The sequence below is a fragment of the Vibrio sinaloensis genome, from assembly GCF_000808535.1.
In the GTDB taxonomy this organism is placed as follows: Bacteria; Pseudomonadota; Gammaproteobacteria; order Enterobacterales; family Vibrionaceae; genus Vibrio; species Vibrio sinaloensis_D.
The window spans coordinates 62,006-79,749 of the sequence record NZ_JWLV01000014.1 but is presented as its reverse complement, the minus strand read 5'-3'; the positions used below and the strand labels follow the sequence as shown (position 1 = coordinate 79,749).

At 45.4% G+C, this 17,744-nt stretch carries 12 protein-coding genes; 5 read left to right on the top strand and 7 right to left on the bottom strand.

All coding sequences use genetic code 11. The annotated features are described in order from the left end of the window. Positions 1–37: 37 nt before the first annotated feature. A complete protein-coding gene (locus RJ47_RS11040; protein WP_039483803.1) occupies positions 38–1,297 on the bottom strand; it encodes an iron-containing alcohol dehydrogenase in 1,260 nt (419 codons plus the stop codon). A 266-nt stretch (positions 1,298–1,563) separates the two neighbouring features. On the opposite strand from RJ47_RS11040, the gene RJ47_RS11035 reads away from it, so the two are divergent. Both RJ47_RS11035 and RJ47_RS11030 read left to right on the top strand, forming a co-directional pair. Next, a complete protein-coding gene (locus RJ47_RS11035; RefSeq protein WP_038134227.1) occupies positions 1,564–1,833 on the top strand; it encodes a GrxA family glutaredoxin in 270 nt (89 codons plus the stop codon). Between the two features lie 192 nt (positions 1,834–2,025). Next, a complete protein-coding gene (locus RJ47_RS11030) occupies positions 2,026–3,708 on the top strand; it encodes an aspartate:alanine antiporter (protein WP_038191153.1) in 1,683 nt (560 codons plus the stop codon). A 50-nt stretch (positions 3,709–3,758) separates the two neighbouring features. Here the strand turns inward: RJ47_RS11030 and RJ47_RS11025 are convergent, their stop codons facing one another. The 5 genes from RJ47_RS11025 to RJ47_RS11005 form a co-directional block, all read right to left on the bottom strand. Next, positions 3,759–6,479: an ImpA family metalloprotease gene (locus RJ47_RS11025; protein ID WP_052237940.1), complete on the bottom strand. Its 2,721-nt coding sequence runs from the start codon at positions 6,477–6,479 to the stop codon at positions 3,759–3,761. 142 nt (positions 6,480–6,621) lie between these two features. Next, positions 6,622–7,299, bottom strand: a complete 678-nt coding sequence (locus tag RJ47_RS11020; RefSeq protein WP_038191156.1) for an ABC transporter permease — start codon at positions 7,297–7,299, stop codon at positions 6,622–6,624. A 3-nt stretch (positions 7,300–7,302) separates the two neighbouring features. Then, positions 7,303–8,043, bottom strand: coding sequence for an ABC transporter permease (locus tag RJ47_RS11015; RefSeq protein ID WP_005474978.1), 741 nt, complete (start codon positions 8,041–8,043; stop codon positions 7,303–7,305). A gap of 83 nt (positions 8,044–8,126) precedes the next feature. Further along, a complete protein-coding gene (locus tag RJ47_RS11010; RefSeq protein ID WP_038134223.1) occupies positions 8,127–8,897 on the bottom strand; it encodes an ABC transporter substrate-binding protein in 771 nt (256 codons plus the stop codon). A 64-nt stretch (positions 8,898–8,961) separates the two neighbouring features. Continuing rightward, positions 8,962–9,732: an ABC transporter ATP-binding protein gene (locus RJ47_RS11005; RefSeq protein WP_005475015.1), complete on the bottom strand. Its 771-nt coding sequence runs from the start codon at positions 9,730–9,732 to the stop codon at positions 8,962–8,964. Positions 9,733–10,397: 665 nt separating this feature from the next. On the opposite strand from RJ47_RS11005, the gene RJ47_RS11000 reads away from it, so the two are divergent. The 3 genes from RJ47_RS11000 (at position 10,398) to RJ47_RS10990 (ending at position 15,730) form a co-directional block, all read left to right on the top strand. Further along, the gene (locus tag RJ47_RS11000; protein ID WP_005474992.1) at positions 10,398–11,945 is read left to right on the top strand and encodes a DUF3360 family protein; all 1,548 of its coding nucleotides are present in this window, start codon (positions 10,398–10,400) and stop codon (positions 11,943–11,945) included. Between the two features lie 327 nt (positions 11,946–12,272). Beyond that, a complete protein-coding gene (gene pflB / locus RJ47_RS10995) occupies positions 12,273–14,549 on the top strand; it encodes a formate C-acetyltransferase (RefSeq protein WP_039483801.1) in 2,277 nt (758 codons plus the stop codon). A 185-nt stretch (positions 14,550–14,734) separates the two neighbouring features. Continuing rightward, positions 14,735–15,730 carry a lipid A deacylase LpxR family protein gene (locus RJ47_RS10990; RefSeq protein ID WP_419831534.1) on the top strand — a complete coding sequence of 332 codons (996 nt, stop codon included), beginning with the start codon at positions 14,735–14,737 and terminating at the stop codon, positions 15,728–15,730. On the opposite strand, the gene RJ47_RS10985 is transcribed toward RJ47_RS10990, so the two are convergent. Beyond that, positions 15,727–17,607 (bottom strand): methyl-accepting chemotaxis protein, encoded by a 1,881-nt coding sequence (locus tag RJ47_RS10985; RefSeq protein WP_039483797.1) that lies wholly within the window; start codon positions 17,605–17,607, stop codon positions 15,727–15,729. The genes RJ47_RS10990 and RJ47_RS10985 overlap by 4 nt on opposite strands. Between the last annotated feature and the right edge of the window lie 137 nt (positions 17,608–17,744).

Here is a 17,744-nt window from a genome sequence, read left to right as displayed (position 1 = left end):
TAACTGATCGGCATTAGAGCCTTAGGCTCCTTTTTTATTACTCTTGTTGTAAGTTTGACGTTTTGTTTGGCTCCACATAACCACTACTGTGGATCAGTTCCGTTTTCGACAGCTCACCAACAGGCTGAGCTTGCTCACAATCACCCCGACATTCGCACACTTGCTCAAGAATGTAAGTGAGCCTCTCTTTCGTCAGTGGTATTGGGTTGCCACGAATCGCCACAGATTTAAGCGCATCTTCCGCGACCGTTTCAAACGACGTTGCGCACACCCCAAACTGACTCAGTTGCGGCAAGTTTAGCTTAGCGAGCGCCCAACTTACCCAAGTGATCGCTTCTTCTCGACTTGCGTCTTCTTTCCCAGTTAACAGCTTCGCCATATGGGTATAGCGGCTTAACAAATCGTTTCTTCCCTGCTGTTGCGCTACCTTGATGTTCTCAGCCATAACGTGAGGAGCAAGTCTAGCCGTAATAACGCTGTGCGGTGCTTCCAACTTCCCCCCTAGTGCAGACGCAAGTCCATGAGCCGCACCTAATTTCGCATTGGTAATGGCCATGCCTCCTAGCATCGCCGCAAAAGACAAATCAGAGCGGGCTCGATAATCATCGTCAATACAACCTGCAAGTAACGAGCGGCTTAACCGTCGGAGTCCCTCTTCGCAAATCATGTCCGTTAATGGATTAGGATCACCACACACGTATGCTTCCATTAAATGAGTAAAGGTATCCATCGCCCCTCTACCCGAAGTATAAAGATCGGTGCCATAGGTTAACGTTGGGTCAACGATCGCAACGTCAGCGAGCATATCTGGGCTACGAAGGCTGACTTTCACTTGATCCTGTCCTGAGCGCAGCACAGCATTTTTAGTCACTTCCGATCCCGTACTTGCAGTCGTTGGAATGGCAATAAAGGGTAAAGGTTTCGATTTAAGAGGGACATTTCGCCCTACCACCTCAACATAGTCATACACATCCCCTTGATTGGGTATCACAGCAGCAAGCGCTTTACCCATATCAAGTACGCTACCACCACCTATCGCCACCACCATATCTGGCTTGAACTTGCGTCCGACTAACGCCGTTTCTTCAACCATGGTGATATTGGGTTCACCAGATATTGCAACATGCTGATAACGCATGTTTTGTGATTTGAGATAATTGATAAGCACTGAGGCACGGTCAGTCGTTTTTCCGGACACCAATAAAACGCTATACCCAAACTGGTTGAGTACAGACAGCGAGGATTGAAGCGCTCCTTCACCAAATATGATTCTTGTGGAGGTCATAAACTGAAACATAAACAGGACTCCCCTTAAGCAAGCCTAAACTCTTTCTAGCATGCCTTTGTCTAGGTGAAATAAAATTGAACTGGTGCAACTTGTATAAAATAACCTTGTTAATAATAGTGTTTTATCGACCAAATTCGCTTTTTATACCGCTACCTCACTAGTACCGATCAAATTTTCGTCAATAGGTTTCATCTATCGAAACAACAGGTAATTGCTTCTTTATTTCCGACTCTGGATCGGGCATAGTTGCTTTAACAAAAAATAGGAGAAAGAATATGTTCGTAGTTATCTTTGGTCGCCCAGCTTGCCCATACTGTGTTCGTGCGAAAGAGCACGCTGAAACGCTTAAAGCAAAGCGCGATGACTTCAACTACCGCTATGTAGACATTCATGCGGAAGGCATCTCAAAAGCTGACCTAGAGAAGACAGTAGGCAAACCGGTAGAGACTGTACCTCAAATCTTTATCGACCAAGACCACATCGGTGGTTGTGATGACTTCGAAGCATACGCAAAAGAGCACCTAGGTTTATTCGACGACGAGTAATCCACTGTTTCAAGAAAGCCGCTTAACGCGGCTTTTTTAATGCCTATCGTTCGCTCCGCTTGACCGATATTTGGCATTCGTTCTTGTTATGTAAACTCAGAGTAAAATATAAAAAATTTCACTATCCATTTCACAGCATTGAGATACAATTCACACACTTAACTTACCCCGGCAAAATACAAGACCTGCCCAGTGAACATCGACGTCGTACAATTGCTCGAGCAAAACCCTATCCTCCTCATTTTTGTGGTTCTCGCCATCGGTCTCGCGATTGGCAAAATTCGTTTCGGAAACCTTCAACTTGGTAATTCAATCGGCGTATTGGTTACCGCGTTGGTCATGGGACACCTTGGTTTCACCTTCAACGCAGACGCATTAACCATTGGTTTCATGCTGTTTATTTACTGTGTTGGTATAGAAGCAGGGCCAAACTTCTTTGGTATTTTCTTCCGCGATGGTAAACACTATTTCATATTGAGTATGGTGGTGTTGTCGACAGCTGTGTGCATCACTTACTTTGGCAGCCATTACCTCGGCTTAGGGTTCGGATTATCAGCCGGTATGATGGCAGGCGCACTCACCTCGACTCCTGTTTTAGTTGGCGCCCAGGATGCATTAACTTCAGGTCTAGCAACGGTTCCGCGCAACATGGACTTCTCGTTGGTGCTTGAGAATCTTTCTGTGGGCTACGCGATGGCTTACCTGATTGGACTGATCAGCATGATCATGTTTGCAAAGCTGTTACCCAAGTTACAAAAACAAAACTTATCGGATTCTGCCCAGCAAATTGCTCAAGAACGTGGTCTTGGTAGCACAGGGCAAAGAAAGGTCTACTTACCTATCATCCGCGCTTACCGAGTCGGCCAGGAGCTGATCGATTGGATTGATGGCAAAAACCTTCGAGAGCTGGGTATTTATCGACAAACCGGTTGTTATATTGAACGAATCCGTCGTAATGGGATTCTCGCCCACCCTGATGGTGACGCCATCTTGCAAGAAGGTGACGAAATAGCGTTAGTCGGCTTCCCTGATAGCCACGCTCGCCTTGACCCAAGCTTTAGAAACGGCAAAGAAGTATTTGACCGTAACCTGCTCGATCTACGCATTGTCGAAGAAGAAATCGTCGTCAAAAGTGATGCGATTGCAGGAAAGCGTCTTTCTGACCTCAACCTGTCTGAATACGGCTGTTTCTTGAACCGTGTAGTTCGCGCTCAAATTGAAATGCCGATGGACTTGGACATTGTTCTAGCCAAAGGTGATGTACTGCAAGTCAGTGGCGAGAAAAGCCGCGTTCATGGTCTTGCAGAGAAAATCGGTTTCATCTCAATTCATAGCCAAATGGCGGATCTGCTCGCTTTTTGTAGCTTTTTTATTCTTGGCATCATGTTCGGCTTGATCACAATGACCTTCGGGCATGTGTCATTTGGCTTGGGTAATGCGGTTGGTCTTTTACTCTCTGGCATTACCTTAGGGTTCTTACGTGCGAATCACCCTACGTTCGGCTATGTCCCTCAAGGGGCGCTCAACATGGTCAAAGACTTAGGTTTGATGATATTCATGGTCGGCATTGGCTTAAGTGCCGGTGGAAAAATGTTTGAGCATCTATCACAAGTGGGCGTTCAGGTCATCGGGCTAGCGTTTTTGGTCAGCGTACTGCCTGTTGTTTGTGCTTACCTAGTTGGCGCCTACTTACTTAAGATGAACCGAGCCTTGTTGTTTGGTGCCATCATTGGTGCGCGCACTTGCGCTCCGGCGATGGACATTGTGAATGACTACGCTAAATCGACGATTCCAGCCTTAGGTTATGCAGGCACATATGCTATCGCCAATATCTTGATGACGTTGGCAGGTACTATTTTGATTATATTAAGTTGACCCTAGAAAACGTAGAAGAGGAGGCATTGCCTCCTCTTTTTGTTTGCTGCTTATAGCGGCCAAACAGTTGTCCCATCAACAGGAATCTCTGTCTTCGCGAACTCATCTCGGCAATAGCCTGTCCCACTTGTTGCAAAGTAGCTCAGAGGCATCGACTGTAGGCTCTTCGCGATCACTTCTTGCTTCGCTTTGTCCGAGAAGCTGAATCCCCACATATCCAAGTACTGGCGCATATCGCGGCTGGTTATCGTACTAAATGCAATTAGCAGCCAATCGTTATTGCTGATTGCATTTGCTTCATCACGACTGTAGCTCGCAAAGCCGATATTAGCTCGGTTTGTCAACCAGAGTTCATCATCACTTTTTAGGCGATTGAACTCTCGTTCCAAGATATGCAACCGACCAAGCAAATGCCAACCATTGTTAACCACACCTTGGTTCTCTGCTTGCATCATAATTTGGATAAAAACTCGTGCGCCCCAGCTCCAGCCAGTCTGATTTTGTGTCGCCATAAAAGCGTTAGGGTCTGGGTTCAAACGACTTTGCTGCAACAGCTGATATTGACCAGCAAAATCCAAATTCTGGCAGGTTGATTCCCTACCCGTCTCAGCGAGGTAGCGTGACTTACTGTAGTAGGAGTAATAATTCGTTGTCGAGTGTCCTTCCCACCCAGCAAATCTGAAACGCCCTTTTTCTAATCCATGACCAAGTTCGTGCAAATCTCCATGCCCCAATGGGTGGAAAGACCAATACGCATCATATGGGTTTCCAGAACAACCGTAACCACACGTCGCTTGATCCGCATTCATGTGTTTCACGATATCAATCGTTTCGATCTGCCAACCTTTGGTTTCAGCGTATTGATGGATATCGGCGATCTTATCAATTCCCGGTCCTTGAAATCCCGCCAATGCATGGGGCAAGTTATGCACGTAGCGCTCGGTTGCTAGTGCCATATCGGCAGGTTGCGCCCAGTCCTCCGCGCCGATTGATTCCATCATTTTGTCTGTTTTTGAATGTACTTCGAAACCCGGGGTTATCAACTCCGCCCAGTCAAATTGCCCTGCATTCAGTTGAGTCACAAAACTCTCGTTATCTGCACTACTTCGCCAAACGGGATGACGGGCCACGCCTTGGAATGTCAGCTCCACAGGTTGATTATTGGTATTAAAGTGTACTTGAACAGGGCCACCGTAGGACGACGTTAAACGAATCGTTTCACCCGGTTGTACAGTGTAGGCATGTGACGTTAGCAATTTAGGTCTAGAGTAACCATTTTTGGAAAACTCATGCGTGGCGCCGCTTCGCAATGTGTTAATTACAATTTTTGTTGTCACCGGAGAACGATCATTGCGGGTAACAGTGAATGTTTCTCCAGGCAAAGCATAAACACCCGCAGCGCGAAAGCTCCGTTTTGACTCCAGATTTGCGGTATGAGTAACGCGCTCGACTTGATCATCGAATTTGCTGCGGCTGAAGTTACCCATATCTGGTTGCGCGGGGTTAATGTCGCGGCTATTGTACTGAACGTAGTCAGCAAAGTAGGAACGCAGAAAATTGATACGCTCTGTAGTACTTTTATCCATCGGGAACTGTACGTCTTGGCGGTAGTGGTCTGCCAATAGCACAATCGATTTTTCATACTCATAGCCGTTTGATTCGAACAAACGAATCCCCTGCTCATCCAACAAACCTAGCTGATTTCGAATACTTTGCGCCGCGGAGTAAAACTCCGTCGCCATGTTCGCCTCATCGGGACAGGATTTGTCGTCACATAGGGTTAAATCAACCGTGAATGAGTCATCCTCCAAACGTTTGAGCAGTGCTTGCTGCAACTCAATGTGTTCAGGAACCGTATTCAGTAGTTCGTTACCATTCCAATCAGAAACGCCTAGCTTGCGCCAGTAGTTATCGCCAACGTAGTTGACGCGAAATTCACGAAACAGCGATTGTCCTAATGTGGTCATTCCGCCATCCCAATGTAGGTACAAGATGGGGATGTTAAGTTGCTTAGCTCTCGCCACAGCCTGCTCGACCAACTCCAGGTCATCTGCTTGCTCAAGATGTTGAGAGAGAATCAGTAAATTAGGTTTGGCTTCAACACAAGCCAGCAGCGATGCACCGTCACAAGTGTTTGCGTCGTTATATTTGAGCCTGTTTCCGTAACGAGCATCTAGCCATTCTCGCGTTGCTGTCTCGTCTGGAAAGTAGTAAGACTGATCCATTTGCGCTATGACCACGTTGGCCTCGCCAGCGAATGGAGCCCCATTTAGCCAAACCAGTAAATTATCCATCCATTGAGCCATTTGTGCATTGACCGAAGATGGAAAGCGCTTTGACGTACGAAATGGATTACTTGCTAAAACGGCATATCGACTGGGTTCAACTCCAGCGACACCAATCGATAGCGTCTGATCCGTGTAGCCATCTTGCATCGCTTTGTTGGTCATTAAGATGGTATCGTTGAAACCATAGGTTGGAGACAAAATCGCCGCGTCATGAGTCGGATCCCAGAATAGGCCGCTTGTCTCACCATTAATGGACTTTTTGACCTGATCAAATACCTTTTTATGACTTGCAACCCATGTTCGGTTGTACGAGATAAACGCATTCGCGTCTTTCACGGCAAGTGCATTTCCGGAGATAAGTGCTCTTTCTACTTCGGTTAACGTCTCTTTTGCGGGCGAATCACTACCCCCTCCGCCACCGCAACCCATTAGAAAGAAAGATAAGGTAAAGGCTAAACCTGTGTATGTCTGTTTTTTACTCATGTTCTTGATTATTCTTATGTAAATATCGCGAGTGTAAGTGAGCAAAGAGGCAAAGTAATCTGGTGGTGAAAAGCGAATTTGAAAGTTTGAAGCGTGATAACAAAACGAAAATAACAACGGCACCAAAAGGTGCCGTTTTTGATTAGCTCAGAGGTCTTAGGTAGGCCAAGAAGCGCTTCTCGGCATGTTTGAAACACCAAAGAATGATAAAGGTCAGCGCCATATAGAACAATCCGGCCGTCAAGAAAGACTCAAACGGCGCGTAGTAACGCGAATTCACCAACCTAGCGGCACCCGTTAAGTCAACGATAGTCACGATGCCTGCAACTGCGCTTCCGTGAAGCATGAAGATCACTTCATTACTGTAAGCTGGCAACGCTCGTCTCAACGCACTTGGCAAAATAATTCTTCGGTAAGTCATAAAATGACTCATACCATAAGCTTTCGCAGCTTCCACTTCACCTTTTGGTAAACCGTTGATGGCGCCACGGATGATCTCTGCCGTATAAGCGGAGGTATTGAGTACAAATGCGACTAAAGCACAGAACCAAGCATTCTCCCACAGCGTGTCTTTAACTGGGAAAAACTGATCCATTCCGTAGTAGATCAAATAGAGTTGAATCAGTAACGGAGTACCACGGAAAAAGTAAATAAACGCCCAACTTGGTCCTGAAATAAAATAGTTCTGGCTATTGCGAGCAACACCAAGTGGTATCGCAACAACTAAACCGATGACCAATGCAAGGCAAACCAGCCATACGGTCGTCCACAAACCTTCCAAGTAGACAGGTAAACTTTCGACGATCAATGAAAAATCCATACTCTACCTCGCATGAATGCTAAATTTGCGCTCAACCACCTTAAGAAGGCCCGTTGAGATGCTGGTGAACAGAAGGAAAATCATCGCGACCGCCATATAAAATGTAAATGGCATTTTTGTTGAGCCTGCCGCTAAAGCACTCACGCGAACCATATCTTCTAAACCGATGATGGAGACCAGAGCGGTGGTCTTGAGCAGTACCAGCCAGTTGTTACCAAAGCCAGGCAAAGCATGACGAATCATCTGTGGTAAAAGAATTCGACGAAATGACATGATTGGACTCATACCATAAGCTTTACCCGCTTCAAGTTCGCCTTTATCAACCGCCATGATCGCACCACGGAAGGTTTCCGCCATGTATGCACCGAAGATAAAACCGATTGTCAAAACCCCCGCAATGAAAGGACTGACATCAATATAATCCGGCAAGTAAGATGTCCACTCATGATTTGGATCGCTAGAAGCAAACCACTCGTTAAGCGACTCATTGATGGAATAAAGGCTATTGTTCAATAAGATCTGTCCACCGAAGAAAATCAGCATCATGAGGACTAAATCGGGAATGCCGCGAATTACTGTTGTGTAGAGAGTAGCTATGGCTCTCGCCCAACGGTAAGGTGCCATTTTTGCAAGCGCACCAAGCATGCCCAATACAACAGCGAGCAATAATGAAAGTAGTGCCACTTCTATGGTCACTATGGCCCCTTTGAATATTGAGGCTTCGTATCCTTGTAGATCTAGCATAGGTGAGTTCCTGATCCCTAGACTCAAATATAACTTGGCCGCTGATTACCTCTAGGAACCTATCAGCGGCCTTATTATCGAGCTTACTTACCGTAAACGTCGTAGTTGAAGTATTTTGCTGCGATTTCTTGGTAGACACCTTTCTCACGTAGAGAAAGAATCGCTGCATCAAGCTTCTGAGTTAAGTCTTTGTCTTGTTTGCGAACCGCAATACCAAACCCTTCGCCGAACCATTTAGGGTCAGTCAGTGATGGACCAACAAATTCGTAAGCCTCGCCACCTGCTTTGTTCAATACGCCTTCTTCTAATGCCGATGCATCGCCAAGTACTGCGGCAACACGACCATTAGCTAGATCAAGGTACGCTTCATCAAAAGAGCCGTAACGAACGATTTCAACTTTATCTCCATAGTTGTCAGTTAGGTACTTGTCGTGCGTTGTTGCACGTTGTACCGCGATTTTTTGCCCGTCTAGGTTGTCAAAATCTAGACCTGCGCCTTTCTTAGCGATGAACTTGTTAGGGATAAGCGCGTACTTACCAGTAAAATCTACTTTCTTCTTACGCTCTTCTGTAATAGACATTGCCGCAATGATTGCATCGTATTTACGAGCAAGTAGTGAAGGGATAATGCCATCCCAGTCTTGCGCAACGATCTTACATTTGACTTGCATCTCAGTACAAAGCGCGTTGGCCATGTCAACGTCAAAGCCTTTCAGAGAGCCATCTGCTTCTGTCCAGCTAAATGGAGGGTACGCGCCTTCAATGCCAAAGCGAACTGTTTTCCAATCTTTCGCTTGGGCAACGCCAGATACCGCTGTTGCTGCCAGTGTTGCTGCTAATAACCACTTTTTCATTTCCATACTCCTGTGATTTCTTATTTTAAATATTGCTTATGTTGTGTTTGCTGTGTCACTACAGCTAGTAGATAGAAGATACGAACTGCTTTAAGCGTTCAGAATCTGGATTTGTAAACAGCTTGTCGGGATGGCCCTGCTCTTCGACTAACCCTTGATGCAAGAACATTACGTGATTAGACACATCTCGAGCGAATGCCATTTCATGCGTAACCACCAACATGGTTCGGCCTTCCTCAGCCAAATCACGCATTACACCGAGAACCTCACCTACCAACTCTGGATCCAAAGCCGATGTAGGCTCATCAAATAACATAACTTCTGGGTCTACGGCTAACGCGCGGGCAATGGCCGCACGCTGCTGCTGGCCTCCTGACAAGTGACCTGGGTAGTAATCTTTGCGCTCATACAGGCCAACTTTTTTCAGTAAAAGTTCTGCGTTTTCGATCGCTTGAGCTTTTGGTACACCTAATACGTGCACAGGTGCTTCTATAACGTTTTCCAGGACGGTCAAATGTGACCAAAGATTAAAGCCTTGAAAAACCATAGCTAAGCGCGAACGGATACGCTGAACTTGCTTTTCGTTGGCAGGAATGGCCTCTCCTTGACGATTGTTTTTCATTTGGATTAGCTCACCGTTAACCCAAATTTCCCCAGCAGTTGGGGTCTCAAGAAGATTAATGCATCTAAGAAAGGTACTTTTACCGGAGCCCGATGACCCGATAATAGAAATGACGTCCCCTTTGTGGGCTTCTAATGAGATACCCTTTAACACTTCATTTTGACCAAAGGTCTTGTGTAAATCTTTTATATCCAGCGCTGCTACTTCATTCATGCGCTCAACTCCCTGTTATTATTTTGCCCATCCTTCATCAGTGTGATGGGTAAATGTGGAGTGTTAACTCACATTTCGCTACAAACTAGCACTACGACTCGCAAGTTGCAACAAATTATTAACCTGCATTTTTGGGATATTAAGTTAGATCCTACGACTAATCATTCACTTTTTAGTTTAAAAGGCTTCATTTATCGCATAAATCAAACCAAAAGGCACAATTAACTACACGCCTAGTAATTAACATTTTTATAAAAACAAGATCTAACGCAATCTTCAACATGAAATCGATATGAACCAGAAAGCACACTATAAAACTTGTCTTATAAACCTTACATTATGAAAATTAATTTCAGCTTGGGTTTACACCATTTAAACCACGACCTATAAGTGTGTAGTTTTCTTTCACATTCTGTCATAAAGTGATCTAAATCAATCACTCTTAAGGGTTAGCACGTTAAACTCGCGTCAAAGATAAAAGCCTCAATAAGCGAATTTTTGTCTTTTCTATTGTCTAAGCTTAAGCACGAAGGGTTTGCGCTACAGAACAATAGAACAAGGACTTTTATGCAGGAAGCTGTGCGAGTTTTTATAGGAACGCCTGAAAACAATAATTAAGGGCGACTCTTCCAAGAATCATTAACTTTTTTAAATATGAGGAATCTATGTCAGACGCAGTCAATAAACCGCACTCTGATTCGGATATCGAAAACAAGAGCTACCGAGAGCTGCACCGTCCAGCTTCAGAGTTTGAAAGCCGTAGCGACTATCTAGATCACGAACTTCAGATCATGAAGCCACGCCGCTTTGGTTTGAACCTACCTGGTCGCGATTTCCGTTTCGAATTAGAAGATTTGGTACCAGCACTTGCAGGTACTATCGGTATTATCGCGATGTACTCTGCGGTAATGATGTCTTGGGCAGAGGGTCTTACAGCAGCATGGGATCACGTAAACCTTGGTAAAGATTTCGCCATCGAGGTTGCTCGTGTAGAAATGCTAATCCCTGCGTTACTATTCTGCGTACTCGCATCAGGCTTCATTAACCCGAAAGCGAACCTCGCCGGTAACCACGGCCCAATGATCCCTCTTATCGGCACCATCGCTTTAGCAGGTGCACACCCTCTTGCATTGGCAATCCTTATCGGTGTATTTGGTCTGCTTTTAAGCTTCCTTAAAGGTGGCTCTAAGCTGGTAAACCTCACCTCTCAAGGGACCGCAGGCGGTTTGCTTATCTTCCTTGGTTTAACCGGAACCATGAGCCAAATCAACTCGATCCAAGCTTGGGCGGTTGGTCTACAGTCTGACACTGTAGCAGCTGGTAGCATGGGCTATGTTGGTCTTATCGTACTGGCTGTGACTATCGCACTGTACGCATTCCTTGCGAAAGTAAACAAGCGTTGGTTAGCTATCCCAGTTTGTGCTTTCACAGGTTTGGTGATTGCACTTGTTCTAGGTGCAGGTTTCGATATCAAGTTCGTTACTGAAACGGGTCTTCCTAACCTAAACCCTGTTTACTGGTGGGGCAGCACAGAAGAAGGTTGGATGCTAGGTCTTCCTAATATGGAACACTTCATCGCATCACTACCGTTTGCAATCCTTGCAGTGGCGATGTGGTCTCCTGACTTCTTAGGTCACCGTATCTTCCAAGAACTGAACTACCCTAAGAAAACTGAAAAAGTACTGATGGATGTTGATGACACGATGACTATGTGTTCTATCCGTCAGATGGTAGGTACAGCGGTTGGTGGTGGTAACATCACTTCATCTTGGGGTACTTACATGATCCCTGCAGCAATCGCTAAGCGCCCTATCCCTGGTGGTGCAATCCTTCTAGGTCTGCTAGTAATGATCATCGCAATCCTTGGTTTCCCAATGGACATCGCGGTATGGCCACCAGTAATGCGTGTTGCTCTTCTTGTAGGTGTATCTCTACCTCTACTTGAAGCGGGTATGCAAATGGTAAAAGATTCGAAAGATTCTCAAGCAGCAGGTATCTGTATCTTTGGTTCAGCAGTTGTTAACCCAGTTCTTGCTTGGGCGCTAACAATGCTGCTAGACAACAACGGTCTAATTGGTGACAAAGAGCGTGCAGCACGCCTGTCGTTTGTCGATAAAATCGTTATCCCAGTTGGCGTTCTGATTATCTGTTTAGTTGCTATGCTTGCCGTTGGTATGCTAGAAGGGCAATATGGAATCCCAGCATTCCTATAAAAACACAATAGACGTTGAGAGCCTGTTTGGGCTCTCAACTTTTTTTTAGTTTCAATAAATATTTTAAAATTTTTTTTAGCTAGAAGGCGTTTTATTGATTTAGTTTAAGGTTTGCAAAAAAATTTTAGTTTACCCTTAAAGCCAAGTTGATAAGACAGCATGTAAAAACTAGTGACAATATTTATAGCTTTATGTTCTTTCGATAAACGTATTTAAAGGCTATACATATTGTTATTCATAAGAGTGTACCGTCCCACTATAGGGAATCTGACTCGCTCAACGGATCAGATAGGTACGTGTTTTTTCTACTAAAAAGGTAGGTATGTCATGGCAGAGCAATTTGCTAAAGCTTGGGAAGGTTTTGCTGAAGGTGATTGGCAAAATGAAGTAAACGTTCGTGATTTCATTCAGAAGAACTACGCACCGTATGAAGGCGACGAATCTTTCCTAGTTTCTGAAGGTACTGAAGCAACTAACAAGCTTTGGGCTAAGGTAATGGAAGGTATCAAAATTGAGAACTCAACTCACGCACCTGTTGACTTCGATACTGACGTTATCTCTACCATCACTGCTCACGATGCAGGCTACATCGAAAAAGATCTAGAGACTATCGTTGGTCTTCAAACTGATGCTCCTCTTAAGCGCGCTATCATCCCTAACGGTGGTATCCGCATGGTTGAAGGTTCTTGTAAAGTTTACGGTCGTGAACTGGATCCTAAAATCAAAGAAATCTACACAGATTACCGTAAAACACACAACGCGGGTGTTTTCGATATCTACACTCCTGATATCCTAAAATGTCGTAAATCTGGTGTTCTAACGGGTCTTCCAGATGCTTACGGTCGTGGTCGTATCATCGGTGACTACCGTCGTGTTGCACTATACGGTATTGACTTCCTAATGAAGGACAAGCTAGCTCAATTCGCTTCTCTACAAGAGAAATTTGAGAACGGCGAAGATCTTCAAATGACTATGCAGCTTCGTGAAGAGATCGCTGAGCAGCACCGCGCTCTTGGCCAAATGAAAGTTATGGCTGAGAAATACGGTTACGATATCTCTCGCCCAGCAGAAACTGCACAAGAAGCTATTCAGTGGACTTACTTCGGTTACCTAGCTGCTGTTAAATCTCAAAACGGCGCTGCTATGTCTCTTGGTCGTACTTCTACGTTCCTAGATATCTTCATCGAGCGTGATATCGCTGCAGGTAAGATCACTGAAGTAGAAGCTCAGGAAATGATTGACCACTTCGTAATGAAACTACGTATGGTTCGTTTCCTACGTACTCCAGAGTACGATGACCTATTCTCTGGCGACCCAATCTGGGCAACAGAATCTATGGGTGGTATGGGTCTTGACGGCCGTACGCTAGTTACTCGTACGAACTTCCGTTTCCTAAACTCTCTATACACAATGGGTCCTTCTCCAGAGCCAAACATCACTGTACTTTGGTCTGAGCAACTACCTGACGGCTTCAAGAAGTTCTGTGCGAAGGTATCTATCGATACGTCTTCTATCCAGTACGAAAACGACGACCTAATGCGTCCAGACATGAACTCTGACGACTACGCAATCGCATGTTGTGTATCTCCAATGGTTGTTGGTAAGCAAATGCAGTTCTTTGGCGCTCGTGCGAACCTTGCAAAAACGATGCTTTACGCAATCAACGGTGGTGTTGATGAGAAGCTGAAGATGCAAGTTGGTCCAGCTATGCCTAAGATCACTTCAGAAGTACTAGACTTCGACGAAGTGTGGAGCAACCTAGACCACTTCATGGACTGGTTAGCTAAGCAGTACGTTGCTGCACTAAACAGCATCCACTTCATGCACGACAAGTACAGCTACGAGTCTGCACTAATGGCGCTACACGACCGTGACGTTTACCGTACTATGGCTTGTGGTATTGCTGGTCTATCTATCGCTGCTGACTCACTATCTGCAATCAAGCACGCGAAAGTTAAACCAATCCGTGACGAAGATGGCGTAGCGATCGACTTCGAAATCGAAGGCGACTACCCTAAATTTGGTAACAACGATGCTCGCGTAGATGACATCGCTTGTGAACTTGTTGAAGTGTTCATGAACAAGATCCGTAAGCTTAAGACTTACCGTGATGCTGTTCCTACTCAGTCTATCCTTACTATCACATCTAACGTCGTATACGGTAAGAAGACAGGTAACACGCCAGATGGTCGTCGTGCAGGCGCTCCATTCGCTCCAGGTGCAAACCCAATGCACGGCCGCGATGAGAAAGGTGCGGTAGCATCTCTAACATCTGTAGGTAAACTGCCGTTTGCTCACGCTAAAGATGGTATCTCTTACACCTTCTCTATCGTACCGAACGCACTGGGTAAAGAAGAAGATTCACAACGCGCTAACCTTGCAGGCCTAATGGATGGTTACTTCCACCACGAAGCTGGTATCGAAGGCGGTCAGCACCTGAACGTTAACGTACTTAACCGTGACACTCTAGAAGACGCAGTTAAGCACCCAGAGAAATACCCTCAGCTAACAATCCGTGTATCTGGTTACGCTGTACGCTTCAACTCTCTAACTGCAGAGCAGCAAGCTGACGTAATCGCACGTACTTTCACTGAGTCTCTATAATCTCAACTGAATGAATCGAAAGCCCCGCTTTATAAGCGGGGCTTTTTTGTACCCTAAACACCCCTCACTGTATCCCCTATCGTCAAATTTTCCTCGGCATAATAATTGCTTATGCTAGTGATAGATCTAAATTTACTTTTCGCTTAGCTTTCACACTTTGTCTACCGCGGTTAACAATAATGATGATTAAAAAAACCTGCTTAGTTCCATTGCTCTTACTTTCTTTGAACGCTCATGCATCAGAGCGCTCAACCTTCACTTTTACATTAGACAATGATGGGCTGTTTGGTGTGGATCAAGATTACACCAATGGTCTTTTTCTCACTTACACCTCTAGCGCGATAAACCCTCACTGGCTCCTCAGCCCGTTGAGTTTATCGATTTGGGGTGCAGCGTCTCTCGATAAAATTGAGTTCACGCTCGGCCACAAAATGTATACTCCTAGCGACATTTCAGCCGACTATCCTTTAGAAAATGAGCGTCCATACGCGGGTTACTTACACACCGAATTCAACTACATCAGCCTCCACCCGCAACAAGCGCAACGCTTCAATTTGACAATTGGTACAACGGGCGAGAGCTCTCTTGCTGATAGAGCCCAAAGTATCGTACACAGCCTCACGGGGTCAAAAGAGCCAAACGGCTGGGACTACCAGATAGAAGATGCAAGAGTCGGTAGCGTTGGGTATCTGTCTCACTTTAATGTGATGAGAGCGCGCTCAATTGCCAATACGGACTTTGAAATCTCGAACGTTTCGGAAGGTAACTTCGGTAGTTTCCGTTCTGATGTCTCGACTGGCTTTATGCTCCGGTGGGGGACGGATCTTGCCGGTAGCATGGGTGCGGCAAACATCGATAACGAATACACATTCAGACCGGGGATGTTAGGTGGCTCTAAAGGAGGGTGGTTCTTGTTTGCAGGTATCGAGGGACGATATAGGTTCAATGATTTCACCGTCGAAGGCTATCGTCCTGCCATTGAAGAGAATCCTTCAATCTCCGATCCGAGCATTTATGATGTCACACTCGAAAACTGGCAGGCGACGGCTGTGGCAGGCATTGCATGGTATGGACGCGGCTTTGGAGCAACTTTGAGCAGTGCGGCGAAAACCCCAGATTACCGAGAGGCGTCCGACTCCTTATACGGAAATGGCAGCCTCTCATTGTATGCGTTTTTCTAAATATTGAATCGCTGGCAGTCTGTGTTTAGGCTGCTCGCGCTTCCTTCAACTTGTGCACTAATTGCCTTAAGTTGTTCGTTGTTTTCTTCAAGATCTTTCATTGCACCCGATATTTGAGTCATGTTGTCAGCCATTGATTGACTCGTTGTTGCCAGCTCTTTGATGGAACGGAATATGACTTCTGTTTGATGGGACGCTTCGTCCGCTTTGTCTGTAATGGTTTTTAGCGCATCCATCGCTTCTTGCCCGCGCTCTCGTCCGGTCGCCATGGACGATTCCGATTGGCCAATATATTGAATGACCTCCGCGCTTTCTTTCTTCATGGTGTCGATTGTTTCAGAAATCTCAGAGACCGCATCTACGGTTCTGACCGCAAGACTTCGCACTTCATCAGCGACGACAGCAAAACCTCGCCCTTGCTCACCAGCGCGTGCCGCTTCAATCGCAGCATTCAGTGCCAACAAGTTTGTTTGCTCAGCAATACCATTGATGATTTCCATTACCGAGTCGACTTTCGCAGACGCATCTTCCAATTGCTGAATGTGTCCAGCAGCTGAAGTCAAAATGGTAGCCACTTCATCGAGAGAGCCGATAGCCGCGCCGATGACTTTGGCGCCATCTTCTGCTGAACGAGTTGATGATCGGCTGATTTCTGCAACAAACTCTAATGAATTTGAAACTTCTTGAGTCGTCACACTCACTTCTTCTGTCGCCGACGCCAACAACTCCGTTTGGCCCAACACCTCGCTTTGATGATGAGCCAGCTTGTCCAACCCCTGATTAAGTTCCGCAGCGTTACCTGATAACTCTTGACTGCTTCGCTGCACCCCCTGAACTAAACCACCGAGATTTTCACAGCTCTCGTTGATGCTCTGTGCCAGTTGATTAAACTCATCGTTCTTATTTTTCGTTAGCGACATTCGTTGAGAGAGATCACCTGCGGATACACCGCTTAGCACTTCTCTTGTTTTGTTCAACGAACGTGATAGTGATGAGCTCTGCATGACAAATATGGTAATGGTCAACACTGCCAACACTGTACACGCGACCAAAATTGACCAAAGGGTCTGATTTGACGCTTTAGTAGCAGACGTTTGATATTGTTCAGATAAAGAAGCAAGCTCAAGAGTAATCACCCCTATGATCTTGGTGAGTTGCGCTTTTGACACCAACAACTGTTGCTCAACGCTGCCTAGCTGTTGCGAGAGTTCACTGACTCTAACGAACGTCGATTTATACTGCTCTATTTCTTTTTCGTATAGCTCCAACATCGCATAAACATTCGACATGCTTTCAAAGCCAGCCATTGCTCGATTAAACAGTTTTAGATTTTGCTCATTTGGCTGAAGTAGATAGTTTTGCTGAGATTTCACCATCGCCTGAAAATCTGAATTGAGGGTCACCATACCTGTTTCTTCGATTTTCTTTTCGATCGTTGTAGCAAGTTGTTTGAGTTCGCCTAGTTTCCCTTCATCGATGGTAAAACCTAGCTCCGACTTTAGGTTTAACCACGGATTGGCCGCAGACTCAAACTGAGCCACATTTTGGGTGAGCGTGTCAGCTTGTGAGGCAAATCCGACACGGTTTAAAAACTGCGCGTCTTCCTGTACAGAAGCAACTATTACTGAAATGTCTTGTTTGGCTTGACTGACACTTGCCCCCGACAAATTGTCTAGGTTGCTGCTCAGTGTAAGAATCTTACTTTGTGTTTGATAAATAGAGAGTGAACCCGAAGCAATATCGGCACTAGAGTGATACTGATCGCTCATTTGCGTTAGCCTGGACGACGAGTACCCTGCTAACGCAATAAATCCAATCGTCAGTATAACCAAAAAGACAATCACTTTTTGTTTCTGTGAAAGCGCAAGCATATCCATAAATAATCCTTAAACATCAGTGGGATGTAAAATACTTGCCTAGCCACTATTATTTATTTTTTGTTATTAACATTATTATTTGCAACATTTTTATAACATACATTTTAGTCTAAGTACGTTTTTTTTTCTTATTCGGT